The sequence below is a fragment of the Nostoc sp. TCL26-01 genome, assembly GCF_013393945.1.
Taxonomy (GTDB): domain Bacteria; phylum Cyanobacteriota; class Cyanobacteriia; order Cyanobacteriales; family Nostocaceae; genus Trichormus.
Map to the genome: position 1 here is coordinate 332,415 of NZ_CP040297.1, position 15,760 is coordinate 348,174.

At 41.7% G+C, this 15,760-nt stretch carries 9 protein-coding genes; 3 read left to right on the forward strand and 6 right to left on the reverse strand.

Annotation, left to right across the window (positions count from 1 at the left end; genetic code table 11):
* Nucleotides 1-3: 3 nt before the first annotated feature.
* Nucleotides 4-570, reverse strand: coding sequence for a Uma2 family endonuclease (locus FD725_RS01390; RefSeq protein ID WP_179046480.1), 567 nt, complete (start codon nucleotides 568-570; stop codon nucleotides 4-6).
* Between the two features lie 7 nt (nucleotides 571-577).
* A complete protein-coding gene (locus FD725_RS01395; protein WP_179046481.1) occupies nucleotides 578-1,201 on the reverse strand; it encodes an antibiotic biosynthesis monooxygenase in 624 nt (207 codons plus the stop codon).
* A 186-nt stretch (nucleotides 1,202-1,387) separates the two neighbouring features.
* Between FD725_RS01395 and FD725_RS01400 the strand changes: the two genes are divergently transcribed.
* From FD725_RS01400 to FD725_RS01410, 3 genes are all read left to right on the forward strand, one after another.
* Nucleotides 1,388-2,806, forward strand: a complete 1,419-nt coding sequence (locus tag FD725_RS01400; protein ID WP_179046482.1) for an aspartate ammonia-lyase — start codon at nucleotides 1,388-1,390, stop codon at nucleotides 2,804-2,806.
* 212 nt (nucleotides 2,807-3,018) lie between these two features.
* Nucleotides 3,019-3,990 (forward strand): DUF362 domain-containing protein, encoded by a 972-nt coding sequence (locus FD725_RS01405; protein WP_179046483.1) that lies wholly within the window; start codon nucleotides 3,019-3,021, stop codon nucleotides 3,988-3,990.
* Between the two features lie 353 nt (nucleotides 3,991-4,343).
* Nucleotides 4,344-5,255: a DUF4351 domain-containing protein gene (locus FD725_RS01410; protein ID WP_179046484.1), complete on the forward strand. Its 912-nt coding sequence runs from the start codon at nucleotides 4,344-4,346 to the stop codon at nucleotides 5,253-5,255.
* A gap of 216 nt (nucleotides 5,256-5,471) precedes the next feature.
* On the opposite strand, the gene FD725_RS01415 is transcribed toward FD725_RS01410, so the two are convergent.
* The 4 genes from FD725_RS01415 to FD725_RS01430 all read right to left on the reverse strand — a co-directional run bounded on the left by FD725_RS01415 (nucleotide 5,472) and on the right by FD725_RS01430 (nucleotide 15,679).
* Entirely contained in the window at nucleotides 5,472-8,147 is a 2,676-nt protein-coding gene (locus tag FD725_RS01415) for an RNA helicase (protein ID WP_179046485.1), read from the reverse strand.
* 299 nt (nucleotides 8,148-8,446) lie between these two features.
* Nucleotides 8,447-11,584: a calcium-binding protein gene (locus FD725_RS01420; protein ID WP_179046486.1), complete on the reverse strand. Its 3,138-nt coding sequence runs from the start codon at nucleotides 11,582-11,584 to the stop codon at nucleotides 8,447-8,449.
* 489 nt (nucleotides 11,585-12,073) lie between these two features.
* Nucleotides 12,074-13,024 (reverse strand): DUF4351 domain-containing protein, encoded by a 951-nt coding sequence (locus FD725_RS01425; RefSeq protein WP_179046487.1) that lies wholly within the window; start codon nucleotides 13,022-13,024, stop codon nucleotides 12,074-12,076.
* Nucleotides 13,025-13,096: 72 nt separating this feature from the next.
* Complete coding sequence (locus FD725_RS01430; protein WP_179046488.1) at nucleotides 13,097-15,679, reverse strand: filamentous hemagglutinin N-terminal domain-containing protein; 2,583 nt, start codon at nucleotides 15,677-15,679, stop codon at nucleotides 13,097-13,099.
* Nucleotides 15,680-15,760: the final 81 nt, after the last annotated feature.

Sequence of the window (15,760 nt, forward strand, 5' to 3'; positions counted from 1 at the left end):
TTTCTATAATTTCAACCAATCAAATAATTGCCCCAATGTCAAATGTAAATCCTTAACTAAATCGGGGACAGGCAAGATATCTTGTTCGTCTTCTAAAAATATTGGTTGCTGGTTGAGTGGATAAATTAAAATATTAAATTCTTCAGGGTTAATTAACCAACCTAAACTAGTACCATGATTTAAACAATGCAAAATATTTCTCATAACTTTAGTTGTGCTTTTTTGTTCAGGAGATAATATTTCAATTGTCCAATCTGGATGTGTATTAAATACATTGGCAATATTGCCTTTTTCATCAACAGGAATTCTTTGCCAAGCGAATACTGATACATCTGGAACAATGGAACGTCCACCAAAAGTACAGCGTAATTCTGGTAAAGCACGGGCAATTTTTTCAGGTTTAACTACACCATTAACTGTAGTTACTAATTCACCTTGAAGTGTACTATGTTTACCTTGGGGCATGGGTTTTTGAATAATTTCACTGTTAATATATTCACTTGCTGGTTTTGTTTCTGGTAACTGTAAAAATTCCTCTAAAGTTATCCGGCGAGTTGGTGTTTTTATCATAATATTCTTATTGTTTTGTCTCAACATGAACAACATTATATAAATGAAATTCGTTTCTGGCTAAACCTTCCCAATATGGTTGATTTGGGTTAAATCCGGGCTGCTTGAGAATTGCCTCAAATGCCTCTTTACTCTCCCACTGACCATAATTAAACATCCGCGTTCCGTCTAAACTGCGATGAAATGTTGCGGAAATTAGTCCTGGTGAATTACTCATTGCTCGGTCAACTTCAATTGTTGTTCGCTTTACCATTTCCGGTTGATTGGTTGGCATCATCCGAAACTCAGCCAGATGTGTAATGCGCTTGCCTGCAACAATTTCAACCTCTGTCGATAATGACCGACTGGCAGAAACTTCTAATTGGAGAACATCTGGTGGGAAAAATTCATCGAACACTTTTGGGCGTGGCAGACTACGGTGATCAAATTTGGGTTGCCATTGGCTGTAGGTGAAGACGCGAACCTCATCTAAACTACGATGGACACTGGCTGATAAAAAATAAGGGTTAGACTGCCAAAATTTAATTTGCTCTTGAACAATTGCCTCAACTAAATCAGACTGATGACGCTCTGCAACTGTGTACAAATCCAGTCCTACTAGTGCGGTATTAGTCCGGTCAATCTCCACCATAATCATTTCTCAATACTGGTTGACTTGTGTACATAAACTGATATTAAAGGCTAACTGATAAGCTGACAATAATTCTGGGTTTGGTAGGCATTGCCCACCAAATATATTTCTATTACGAATTACGAATTGGTATTTAGTCTATTTACATGGCATGATCTGTACTTTGAGATTATTTAAGCAATAAATATGAATGACAATACAGATTTTCGGATTGAACGCGATTCGATGGGCGATCGCCAAATTGCCAGTAACGCCTATTATGGTATTCAAACCCTACGGGCAATTGAAAATTTCCCGATTAGCGGACTAAAGCCTTTACCTACTTACATCGATGCTTGCCTGATCATTAAAAAAGCCACAGCCATTGTTAATGGTGAATTAGGCTGCATACCTGAAGATATTAGCAAAGCGATCGCTCAAGCAACTGATGAAATATTAGCCGGGAATTTACGGGATCAATTTGTCGTTGATGTCTATCAAGCTGGTGCGGGAACTTCCCACCATATGAATATTAACGAAGTCTTAGCCAATCGGGCTTTAGAAATTCTCAATGAAGCAAAGGGCAATTACAACCGAGTTAACCCCAACGATCATGTTAACTATGGACAGTCTACCAACGATGTCATCCCCACAGCCATCCGCATTGGTGGTTTATTGGCACTAACGCACACATTACAACCAGCCTTAGAAAAAGCGATCGCCACCTTAGAAACCAAAGCAGGAGAATTTCAAGATATCATCAAATCTGGGAGAACCCATTTACAAGATGCTGTCCCCGTGCGTTTGGGTGAAAACTTTCGGGCTTGGGCTTACATCCTCTCAGAACACCAAAACCGCATTTACACAGCTTCCAGTGATTTAATGGTATTAGGTTTAGGTGGGAGTGCGGCGGGAACTGGCTTAAACACCCATCCCCAATATCGCGCCCGTGTAGTCGATGTACTCGCAGAATTACTGGATTTGCCCCTCCAACCCGCACCTCATCTCATGGCTGCCATGCAGAGTATGGCTCCATTTGTCAACGTTTCCGGTGCATTACGCAACTTAGCCCAAGATTTAGCGAAAATCTCCCATGACTTGCGGTTGATGGACTCAGGGCCAAAAACGGGTTTCAAAGAAATCCAACTACCCCCAGTACAACCCGGTTCCTCAATTATGCCAGGTAAGTATAACCCCGTCATGGCAGAGATGACATCAATGGTGTGTTTTCAGGTGATGGGTTATGATCAGGCGATCGCACTTGCTGCCCAAGCTGGACAATTAGAATTAAACGTGATGATGCCGTTGATAGCATACAACTTAATCCACAGCATCGAAATTCTCGGTAATACAATTGCTGCCCTCACAGAACGCTGCATCCAAGGAATTACTGCCAACAGCGACAGATGTTTAGCCTACGCCGAAGGTAGTTTAGCCCTAGTCACCGCCCTCAATACCCACATTGGTTATCTCAACGCCGCCGATGTTGCCAAAGAATCATTAAAAACCGGCAAATCACTCCGCCAGATTGTTCTAGAAAAAGGACTAATGAGTGAAGCAGAATTAGCCAACGTGTTAAATTTGGAACAAATGAGCAGTATCTTGCCCCTCCAGACAGAGTGCTGAGTGCTGAGTGAGGGAGTGAGGGAGTGAGGGAGTGCTGAGTAGGGAGTGAGGGAGTGCTGAGTGCTGAGTACTCATTGATTATTTTCCTCTGCTCCTCTGCTCCTCTGCTCCTCTGCTCCCCTGCTCCCCCTGCTCCCCTGCCTCCCCTGCTCCCTATCCCCTATCCCCTATCCCCTATCCCCTGTCACCTATCCCCAATCCCCAAATAACCCATGCAGACTCAAAAACCATCCGTCAGCCTGATTCGGGCTACTTCCTACGAAAGAGAAGCTTTACGCGCCTCTCTGGTTACAGTGCTAGAACCTTTTGGGGGGATGAGTGCCTTTGTTAAACCAGGGCAAAGAGTCTTACTCAAACCCAATTTACTCACAGGTTCACGTCCGACGAAAGAGTGTACCACCCGTGCGGAACTGGTTTACGCAGTTGCCCAGATGGTAATTGCCGCAGGCGGTAAACCCTTTTTAGGAGATAGTCCCGCTTTTGGCAGTGCTAAAGGTGTGGCTATTGCCAATGGTTATCAACCACTTATCCAAGAACTAAATCTGCCAATTGTAGATTTTCATGGACAACGTTACCAAACAGTTAGTGAAAATTTCAATCACCTACTGCTGAGTAAAGAAGCCATTGAAGCAGATGTGGTGATTAACCTACCCAAAGTCAAATCACATATGCAGCTAACTCTAACGTTGGGAGTCAAAAATCTCTTTGGTTGCGTTCCTGGCAAAATGAAAGCATGGTGGCACATGGAAGCTGGGAAAGATGCCAACAGATTTGGAGAAATGTTAGTGGAAACTGCTAGGGCAATTAATCCCGACTTGACTATTTTAGATGGGATCATCGGTCATGAAGGAAATGGCCCCAGTGGTGGTGAGCCTCGTCTTTTAGGCATATTAGCGGCTGCATCAAATATCTTTGCTTTAGATAGGGCAATGGTAGAAATCCTCAACGTTCCACCCCAGCAAGTACCCACCGTTGCGGCATCTCAAAGGCTGGGAGTTTGCCCAGAACTAGCTGATATTGAATTCCCCAACTTAAATCCCGATTTATTAAAAATTGATGACTGGCAACTTCCTGACAAATTAATGCCTATTGACTTTGCCATGCCCCGTGTCATTAAGTCTACGTTCAAACATTTTTATATCCGCTTTATCAAAGAACCCATGAGCGCTTATGGCAGACAGTAGTTTACCTTGAGCTTTTGACCAAAAACAAGTGCAAACAACGCTACAGCAGCTTTCATATCAGGAGAGTAGTCTATAGATTACCCTCCGATTGCTTAACTAAACCGCCCTAATCTAGTGGCGGTTTTTTATTTAATGGTCATTGGTCATTGGTCATTTTAAAAGATTAGACTAATAGAAATCTTCTAGGCTTGACTTTTCAAAATTACCTGTAATATCAGTCACATCTGCGGAATGTGGGTTGAAAAGCGATCGCCTACCATTACCTAACGCCGACCAATAGCTTACACCAAGAGCGATCTAAAAGAATCTAGTATACTAATTAACAATCAAGTAATGGATCAACTGATATTGAAATGATTGACCACGACCGTTTATTTAAAGAACTAATTTCCACATTTTTTCTCGAATTTTTAGAATTATTTTTCCCCCAAGTAACTGCATATCTAGAACCAGACTCACTAACATTTTTAGATAAAGAAGTATTCACCGATATTACAGCAGGTGAACAATACGAAGCTGATTTAGTAGCCAAAATCCGATTTAGAGGACAAGAAACATTCTTTCTCGTACATATCGAAAATCAGTCATATTCACAAACTGAATTTGGACGGAGGATGTTTACTTATTTTGCTCGACTATTTGAAAAACATGGATTACCTGTCTATCCCATAGTCATCTTTTCCTATGACACTCCTCACAAGCCCCAAACAGATACTTATCGTGTCACATTTCCCGACAAAACGGTGCTGGAATTTAACTATGGAGTAGTGCAACTCAATCAATTGAACTGGCGTGACTTTTTAGAGCAAGAAAATCCTGTTGCCAGTGCGCTCATGTCTAAAATGAGGATAGCACCATCAGACCGTCCCAAAGTCAAGGCTGAATGTTTACGATTATTGGCAACTTTACGGCTCAATCCAGCAAAAATGAAACTGATTTCTGGGTTTGTTGATACCTATCTGAGACTAAATGCAGCAGAAACAGAGATTTTTCAAACAGAGATTGCTAAATTTGAACTTGTTAAACAAGAGGTAGTTATGGAAATTGTGACTAGCTGGCAATTACAAGGAAGAGAAGAAGGACGACAAGAAGGACGACAAGAAATAGTTATGCGACAGCTTAAAAGGAAAGTTGGTGCAGTTACATCTGAATTAGAAGAACGAATTGGCAAATTATCACCGACTCAGGTGGAAGATTTAGCTGATGCTTTGTTAGATTTTACAAATTTAGATGATTTAGTAGCTTGGTTAAATAGTCATAACTGAATATCAAGCACAACATTGTCAAGCGATGAACTACACCTGATCGGCGGTCATCGCCTACGTAAGCTAACACACATTCCATATACAAGCGATCGCTTTCGTGATGAGTTGGAAAAGTAGTAGCGTGTCGTTGGCGCTAGCCTCTCGTAGAGAAGACAAAAGTTGCTTATGGGGGTTTCCCCGCCCGGCAAACTTTTCAAGACGAATTTTGAATTGGTATTATTCCACCACCTCATTGACTGGGAATCGATCAATTAACTGCATCGCCCGGTAGGCATTGCGCTGTAGGGCATCTGGTAAATGGGGAACGTGGGGAATTTGGGATAGTAAATCCAAAGTCCGGCGTAAAATTCGTACCACATCACCTTCATCTAAGGTGGTGTTTTCGCATAGTTCTGTCCACAGGGTTCCTAATGCCCATTGTTCGACAAGGGCTATCAAGCCAATGTAGCGATTTTCTAAACCCACTGGCAAAGCTACACCATGTCGATACTGCACCTTCAAAACAGCCCGACGGATTTTTTGTAACCTTGCCCAGGCATCATCTACTTCTGAAGCCAGGTTGAAGTTGACTCTGCTATCGGGGCGGGGGGTTTCGGTGACTAAAGCGGCGACGGTGGCAGCTAAATGCTGGGGGTCTAAGTTGTCTAACTCACCGCTAGCTAGTGCTAAACCCAGCCACAGTTCATTTTCTCCCCGAATAGCGGCAGCGATTTGTCCTAGTTGGGTGGGTACGAGGTTATCTAAGCAATCAAATTCCTGCAAAATTGTAATCAGATTGAGAAACTCTTCCCAGTGACGTTGAGATTGTTGCTCGACTTGGGCTTGCATCTCTTCTAGTTCGGCTTCCAGTTCCACATATCTGGCTCGACGTTTGAAGATAGCAGCAACATCACCTGATTGATGGATGGGGTGAGCTTCTATTTGGGCTTGGATGGCAGTGGTGCGGCTGAGTTGTTCGGCTACCTCTGGGGACAGATGCAGGGATGCTTCCGGGTCGGGGATACTTTGAGCGATCGCCATTGTTGCCACATCACCTCTTCTTGACTGTCCTGGCTTCAGCATCAACTCTGGTGGTGGCAAAATATCTGGTGAAACTTCCACACGGGGTAACTCGGCATATAAGTCAACCACATCTTCATTGGTGGCAACATACCAGCGATTATCTTGTCCCAAACATACCAAGTATGGGCTAGCACCGGAGGTTTTACCAACCAACACTGCTGTTACAGGTGAGAAGACTGTAATATTTTTCCCCTTCAGGCTCAAGAGTGTACCGGAAATCGCAAAGTCCAAGAGCATTTTGATTTGTTCTTGTCGCTCATCATCAGCTTGCTCTTGCAGGGTTTTTAACAGTTGGCGTTCTACTTTTAAGCGTTGGCGCAATTTTTCATAAATAGCCAATTCATTTTCATCAACGGCAGCGATTTGCTCATGTAAGCGGGCTAATTCGGCTTGCAGGTCGGTAATTTGGTCGTAATCTGGTCTTAAATGCAAAGTTGCCATATACTGCCCAAAACTGCGTTCAATCAGTTCCTTGGCTTGCTCGATGGTGTGGGTTTGCAGTAAGTTTAAAACCATGCCGTAGCTGGGTGTAAACTGACTTACCAAAGGATCTGGTTTGGATGTGGCTAAATAGGCTGCTTCCTTGGAACCTTCAAAGGGAGTCTGCACTGTTACCACATGGCCTTGTTCATCCATCCCCCGACGGCCAGCCCTACCCGCCATTTGTAAGAATTCCGAAGCGTTTAATAGGCGGTGTCCGGTGTCAGTACGTTTGGAGAGGGTGGAAATAACTGTTGTCCGGGCAGGCATATTAATCCCGGCGGCTAAGGTTTCCGTGGCAAAGACGACTTTAATTAGCCCTTGTTGAAACAGTTCTTCTACTAATACCTTCCAAGCTGGCAAAATCCCGGCGTGGTGAGCCGCAATTCCTCGGTAGAGGGGGGCAATTTGTCCAGAACGCCCAGCTTCAGGGTTGCGGCTTAAAAATTCATCAATTTGCTGCCGCAGTATTTGCGATTCATCATTGTTCACTAGCCACAAATCACCCACCTCAGCCACGGCTTTATCACATCCCCGGCGGCTGAAGATAAAGTAAATCGCCGGTAGCATATCCCGTTGTTGTAGCTGGCTGAGAGTGTAGACAATGGAGGGGGCTTCTGGCCTGCCATTTTTGCCTCTATCCCCTTGCCTCTTTTTACCTCTGTTTGCCAAACGGGGGTTAATTTTGGTTTTAGTATCATTCAATAGGGGGAATAATCCTTTGGGATTGCAATAGTAAAATTCCAAAGGAACGGGGCGAAAATCTGAGTAAATCAGATCAGTGGGGCCATGAACGCGATTTAGCCAGTCGGTGAGTTGATCACTATTAGCCACCGTGGCTGACAGGGCAACTAATTGGACTTCACGGGGGCAATAGATGATCGATTCTTCCCAAACTGTACCTCGTTGGCGATCGTTCATGTAGTGGCATTCATCTAACACCACGGCTTCTACATCGACGAGAGAGATACCGACTTGCCCGATAGGCGTGCCATAGAGCATATTCCGAAAAATCTCTGTGGTCATGACTAAAATGGGTGCATCTCTGTTGATAGAAGCATCTCCAGTCAACAACCCCACATCATCAAAGCCAAATTTTTCTCGGAAGTCACGTAATTTTTGGTTGGACAACGCCTTCAAGGGAGTGGTGTAAAACACCCGTTTCCCCCGTGCTAAGGCACGATAAATGGCATATTCCCCGACTAATGTTTTGCCCGAACCAGTGGGCGCACACACAACAACAGAGCGTCCGGCGTTAAGGGACGCGATCGCATCTTTTTGAAACTGATCTAGATCAAAGGGAAATATTGACCCTAAGTCTATTTCTTGGGAAGGCGCGGGGTAATTCACTCAATTAATTTTGCAACCAGACTGTTTACTATATTAACGAGTCTTTTGTCAACTTCGACATTAGTTATGAGTCAATAGTCAATAGTCATTGGTCAATAGTCAATGGTCATTACCTGTATTTCTCAAAAAACGGTAGGGGCGGGTTCACAAATATGCTTCAATCATTCACGAATATCTGGTTAACCCGCCCCTACAGTCTCTGGACTTCGGTTTGATAAATTTCGTGAGAAATTCGGGATTAGTCAATGGGTTATTAGTTTCTAAGTTTGGATCTTTAGCATTTGGTGATTTCTTCAGCTTTAAGCAGCGATCGCTAGATCAGCAGTAGTCAAACTAGGTAAAGTAATCAAGTTGGCAAACTCTGCACCAGTACCTAAACCCGCCGCACTACCGTTTTGGTTATAGTACAGACTGCCACTACCAATGCTGTAAACTAGGAAGGCGGTACTAGTGGCGACTAAATCATCATCTTCGACGAGCGTAAAATCTGACGCTTGACTTAACCCATCACCTACAACACTACTCAAAGCGGTAAATGTCTTTTTACTCAACACCAATTTATCAATTCCTGGGGTAAAGTCAGTCAGGATATCAAGCCCAAAATCCCCACTCGTAAAAGCTTGTCCACTACTATACAAGAAGCGATCGCTCTCTGTTCCACCAGTCAAGATATCATTACCTGCCCCGCCAATCAACGTATCTGCGCCACCTCTACCTGTTAACACATCATTGCCATTGCCCCCAGTCAGGGTATTATTGAGGCTATTACCAATCAGGCGATCGCTACTATTACTACCAATGACGTTTTCTATGACATTGTTGGCAGATAGGGTCAATTTCAAGTTACTGTTGACTGTCTGAGTATTAGTTGCACCTAAGTTAAGGCGTACTCCACTATTGCTACTACTAAAGTTAATGGTATCATTGCCGCCTGTGGTGATTTCTTGAATGCGATCGCTACCCAATGGCGTAGAGGGATTAAATCTGTAAGTATCGTCCCCATTTCCCCCAGCCAAAAGATTATTCCCACTATTCCCCGTCAATATATTATTACCACTGTTACCAGTAGCGTTAATATTGTCAGTGCCAATCAGGGTTATATTCTCAATCCCATCCGCTAAGGTGGTAGTAGTGCTGGCTTGTAAAGTGTCAGTAATCGTGACAGTGCCAGAAGCTTTTTGTAAGGTAGCATTGCTAGGGCTAGAAAGATTAACCCTAAAGGTTTCGTTAACTTCGTTGAGATTATCGTTGAGGATGGCAACAGTAATTATTGCCGTGGTAGTGTTGGCAGCGAAAGTTAAAGTACCACTGCGGCCGGTATAGTCGATATTGGCAGTAGCAGTATTAGCCGCCGTCGTGTAGTTCACCGTGACTGGTTGACTAAAAGCACTGCTGAGGGTGACAGTTAACACAGCTTGAGTAGTTTGCCCCTCTACAACAGTGATATCGTTGATTGAAAGAGTGGGAAGAGTGGGTGTGTCATCATTGAGGATAGTTGCTAATGCTTGATTATCGCTAATCGTCGCATTAGTGGCATTGCTGAGATTGACAAAAAAGGTTTCGTTAGCTTCAACTGTGGTATCACCAGTCACGGCAACAGTGAAAGTTTTACTGATATCGCCGGGATTGAAAGTTAATGTACCAGTCGTAGCGGTGTAGTCACTGCCGGCTGTAGCCGTACCGTTAGCTGTCGCATAGTTAACATTAATCGTTTTTTCACTAGCAGCCGATAGAGTCACAGTGAAGGTGGTGTTAGTAGTACCGCTATTGCCTTCATTGCGACTAACATCAGCAATAGCAATGGTAGGATTAGCATCATCATCGATGATTGTTCCCAACCCTTGGTTATCAGCAATGGTAGCCCCAAAAGGATTACTGAGGTTGACAAAAAAGGTTTGATTAGGTTCAGCGATGATGTCACCATTCACAGCAACCGTGATAGTTTTGCTGGTTTCCCCTGGGTTGAAAGTTAATATCCCGGTGGTTGAGGTATAGTCATTACCTGCTGTCGCTGTACCGTTAGCTGTCCCATAGTTAACGGTGACAACAGAGGTACTGGCGGCAGAGAGAGTGACGGTAAAATTGGCGTTAGTTGTACCTGTGTTGCCTTCGGTAACGGTGACATTGTTGATGGTGAGAGTTGGTAGAGTCGCAGATTGTACTTCAAATGCACCGATATCTACTGTACCACCGCTTACTCTTGCCAAGCCCCGTTGGTCGAAGGGAGTGGGTTCTGTTTTGTCGCCATCACCATCTAAGTCTTGTGCATCAGCCGGAATTAAACTATTTTTACCAGCATTTATGGCAGGACTACCAGCGAGAAGAGCGTGAGTCAGGGTAAGTCCGCCGTTGTTTTGTAAAGAGCCGAGTCTAGGGTTAGAGTTGACAATATCCGAACCAGTGCCTACAGTGCCATCAGCACCAGTTAAGCTACCGATGAGGTTGTTATTGTTGCCATTGAATGTACCATCAAGATCAGGCGAATCACCTGCATTATTCACATTTCCTGCAACTATAGTATTTCTGAGATTGACTGTACCTTGATAGTTACGAATGCCACCACCACTACTAATGATTATATCGTCAACAATATTTTTAGTAATGGTACTATTGAGGACATTAACGTTGCCCTGATAATTATAGATACCACCACCGTCATCTGCTTTATTACCACTAATTGTGGTGTTAATTAAAGCAAGTGAGCCACCACTATTGTATATACCACCACCAGAGCCGTATGCTATGTTCGTATTGCCTCCACGATTACCAGAAATTGTGGAGTTAACTAAAGTGGCGCTCCCAGCGTTGTATATACCACCTCCATAATCATCACCAAAATTATTACTGATTGTGGAGTTAAGCAGTAACAGCGTACCATCACGACCATTTTTAATGCCACCGCCACCAGACAAATAACCACTGACGCTGTTAAAAATAACTGTGCTGCCGTTACGTAGTTGAGTAGTACCCAAGTTATCGATACCGCCACCATCTTCTGCATTGTTGCCAATGACGGTAGTATTGTTCAAGTCTAGAAAGCCATTGGACTGTACCCAAACTCCCCCACCAAAACTTCTAGTAGCTCCTCCTGTGACTACAACATTCTGTAAGCTTAATTGTCCACCACCGAGGACATGAAAAACGCGATCGCTATTTAATAAACCTGACGCATCAATAGTTGCCTCCTGCCCACCAACTGACGCAATATAAAGTACATTATTACGGCTCTTAATATCTAAATCTCCTGTGAGGGAGTTATCTTCATTAATCCCATTTGAAGTTAGGGTGTAAGTTGCACCTCCAGTTAACTGAATTTCATATTCAGTATTGGGATTAGCATTAGCAATTAAAATCGCATCCCGCAGAGATAACCCATTAGCCGCACTACCATCATTTTGATCGGCTGTAGTGTTGACTGTCAAAATGGTAATAGCCATATCACTGTCCTTATCAATTACAAATATGATGATGGCAGTGTAAAAGTTATCTTGAATAGGCGAAATATCCAAATATGCAATTAAGATTGCAGAAAACTGTATTGCTTATTAGTGGTTTGTAGGACTTATGCACTCAACCAATATAGTGACTGTACCCATATTTTTACTGATGCTATGTGTCATATTATTTTCCTATAAAATTATCAGTTTAGTTTTTGCATAATGCAAACATTCTTTTAAATTGTATTGACATTTCATGGAATTTTATGAAAAATTAGATACCCGACTTACTGGAATAAGTCAAGCGATCGCTACCATTACCACCAATTGCTTAGTAGTGGTTTGTACCATCACTTAAATTTCTTACAACATTCTTGCAACCTAATTCCAAAGTCTGTAGGGACGGGTTGACAGATATGCTCGAAAATTCACGAGTATTTTCGCTCAACCCGCCCCTACCGCTTGTGATGAATGCGGGTTAAGTCCTAATTACTGTTGGCTGAACCAAGCATCTAAATCAGCAACAGTAGTAAAATCTAGTAATGCTTCCCCTAGATTTTCTAACTGTTCAATAGATAACCCTTGAACTCGCTCAACTAATGAAGCATCAATTTCACCAATTCGCCGATTCAAAAGACGCAATATTAAGTCTTTTTTTCCTTCCTGTCTACCTTCCTGTCTACCTTCTTGTCTACCTTCTTGTCTACCTTCCTGTCTACCTTCTTGTCTGCCTTCCTGCTTGGCTTGTTCTCTATCTCTTTGATACAGTGGTTCTAATCGCATGATTAACTCCCGATCATCTGCTGTTAATTTTTGATTTACCCTCAAGTTTTCGCGCAAGTTGTAAACTAATTCAAGTGTAGCTTTCTGGTATGGATGATTTAATGGTAACTCCTGTAACTCAATGATTGCTTGTGACTGTACATTTCCTCTACCCAAAAGTCTTAACCATAAAGTTTCCGGAGTTATTGGTAGCTGGTGTATCGCTACAATTGCTGTCCGCAAAGCTTCTGCTAAAAAATGGACTCCTGATAGCCAATCTGGTTTTTGAATAGTAGCGAAACTAGATAATCTAGGTTGAGAAATGGTAGGGGTGAGAATCCACAATTTAGGAATTTCTGGTTGCTGAAGTTTGATGTTATTGGCTTTTGCTTCTCGTCGTAATAATGCTTTAACTTCTAATGATTTGAGAATACAGTCGCAGATTTCGTCGGTAGAGGCTGGATTGCGGAAGGGTTCTATAATTGCTGGATGTTCAGCAAATCTTCCTAGCAAACCCAAGATTTGTAAATTAAATTTTTGCTGTTTATGAGGAGTGAATAACACATCTATTTCTTTAATCTCTCCTGAGATTTTTGCTGATGCTGTGACTTCTCCGTAATTTTTGAGAAGTTCTTCTAGATAGTCTTTGGCAAATTCGTCATGTATGAAGCGAGTCATTTAATTGCAAATCTGGTCTGATTTTTAAGATATTTAATGATTTTATAAGATATTAATTCACCAAAAATAAAACTAAGGACACTCACGACTCATCACCAATTCCCCATTTTCCAAGCGATACACTCCATGCGGTTCTACAATGGGATCGCCTTTCTTCCATGAACTAGCTGTACTATTATTGCTAACATTCTGCACGTCACCAGTAGAATAACTAGAAGCCATAGCTTCACCTGGACGAGTTGGTAAACCACTATTACCAGTAATAATAAAACTCCCTTCTTTTTTGGGATTACGAGCAATACAACTATTCGCAATGAGAGCGTTAGTATCTATTAAATTATTAGGCAACTCCGTGAGACTATTTTTGATAGCATCATTTTCAGGCGCATTAATAGTAATGAAACCTTGAATACCTAAAGTTGAACTGGCAGTAATGTCACTTTTATCCGTTAACCCTGAGCGTGCCTCAATCCCAAAAATACCTTTAGTACTAATTTGAATATTACCACCTTTACCTGCAAAAGCATTAGCAGTGATGTCACTGTTTTCATCAGGGATGACCACAATAAAACCCTCAGAGGCATCAATATCAATATTGCCTCCATTAGCATTATTAAAAGCTGTGGCTGAGATTAAACTTTGATTTTCTAAAATTAACAAATTAATATCTTTCAAGATAATATTTGCACCTGCTCCAGTATTGGTTTCAGCTTTGATATTACCTCGATTTAAACGAATAGTATTACTGTTAATAGTTAAATTACCAGCAGTCGCGTTACCTGTACCACTGACTGTGATTACGCCGTTATCTCTCACATTCAGTTGAGGAGTACTAATATTCAAATTTCCTGCTTGACCTGATGCTTCGGCTTGACTAAATAAAGTGCTAACTACAGTATTAGAATTAATTGTGGTACTACCAATTATATCTAAAGATTCGGTAGCTTGAATATTTAAAGTACCCGCAGCACCTACATTAAATGAACCAACTCTTACTTCACCACCATTTCTAATTAGCAATTGTCTAACATTTATATTCTGTGTTGTTGCTTGACCAGAACCAAAATTATCAGCCGAGATTCTCGCTCCATTTTCAACAATAAGTATTCCTGTATTCAGGGTAAAACTTCCAACATTACCTGTGGCTTCTGGTTCAGCAGAAACAAAAATCCCACTACGTTGGTCATCATCAAATGTGCCAGTAGCGAATGGAGATGTACCACTCAATATAATTGCATCAGTAGCATTAATTAGCAAAGTACCACCATTTCCATCTCTACGTGCAGAGGTAAGTATTTGTGCGCCATTTAAAACTACTAAACGTTTAGTTTCAATGGTTATACTTCCAGCATTACCAGCTTTATCTGTCATAATATCTGCAACTTGAGCAAAAATGCCACTAGGAACACGTATATCTGACGAACGGATAAGTTCAATTGAATCGCTTGCTGTGATAATTACGTTACCTGCTGAACCAGCACCGAAAGTAGAAGCATCAACAATTGCTCCATCTCCAATCAATAACTGATTTGTATGAATTATGATATTTCCACCTTTACCTGTTCCTGTTTCTGTCACCTGTGAAACAATAGCTGTAGGAAATTCACCCTCTATTGTCGTCCCTAAAATTTTGATACTATCTGATGCGTTAATAATTATCTCTCCCGCATCCCCAGAGGCTTGAACAAAAGTACCTATAAATGAACCTTGGTCAGCAGTTAAATTGCTGACGTTAATTTCTATATTTCCTCCCTTTTCCGCATCCAAGGTATTAGAAAAAATAGCGGAAGATTCGGTGATGTTAAGATTACCTGCCTGTATTTTTATATCTCCATCACTGTTACCACTTCCATATATAATTGCTCCTTGGAGAAGTTGAAGATTAGCAAAATTTTGTATACCTGAATAATCGAAAGTGTAACCTTTATCTATTTCTGTCAGCTTTACTAAACCTGTATTGGCAATACTAGCAATTTCTATTCTTCCTCCAGTTGTGGTTAAATTACCACCATCTAAAGTCACATCACCACCTACTAAAGCTAACGTTTTCCCAATGGGGACTTTTAACCCAATTGGATTAGGCGGTGTAGCATCTGTTAATTCTCCATTAGGGCTGGCTTGGGATTGATTTATAATTCTACCAGGCGTATTTGAGCCAAATTGTAACCCCATAGGAACACTTACTATTAACAATGAAGGAACAGGGTTGGCATTGGCTATAAATTCGCTACCATCTGCAAATTTAATACTATTTGCAGTGGTAGCAATAAAAGAACCACCGATATCCAATGACGCATTAGAACCGAAGATAATCCCAGCAGGATTAATCATAAAAAGATTAGCATTACCATTAGCTTTAATCGATCCATCAATATTAGAAATTTTGCCACCTGTGATCCGAGTAATGATATTATGGACTGAGGCAAGATTATTAAAATAAGCTGTATCTACACTCGTAATTGAAAAATCAGTAAAACTATGAAATAGGTTGTTTTCTGCTATAGTTCCACCTTCAATAACCTTGATGTTATCTTCGTATATAACAGTTGAATTAATAGGTAAAGTGTTATCTGGGATTATTTCTGCTATGGCAATTCTAGCTTGACTTAATAAACAGAATGTCAGGCTGATATTAAGAAAAAATTTTTTGAGCATTTATTTTGATTTAAATATTGTAAAATCTTTTGTTTGGTGTTAAAATTCCCAATTACTTTAAGAAATTGGGAATCTGAGTGA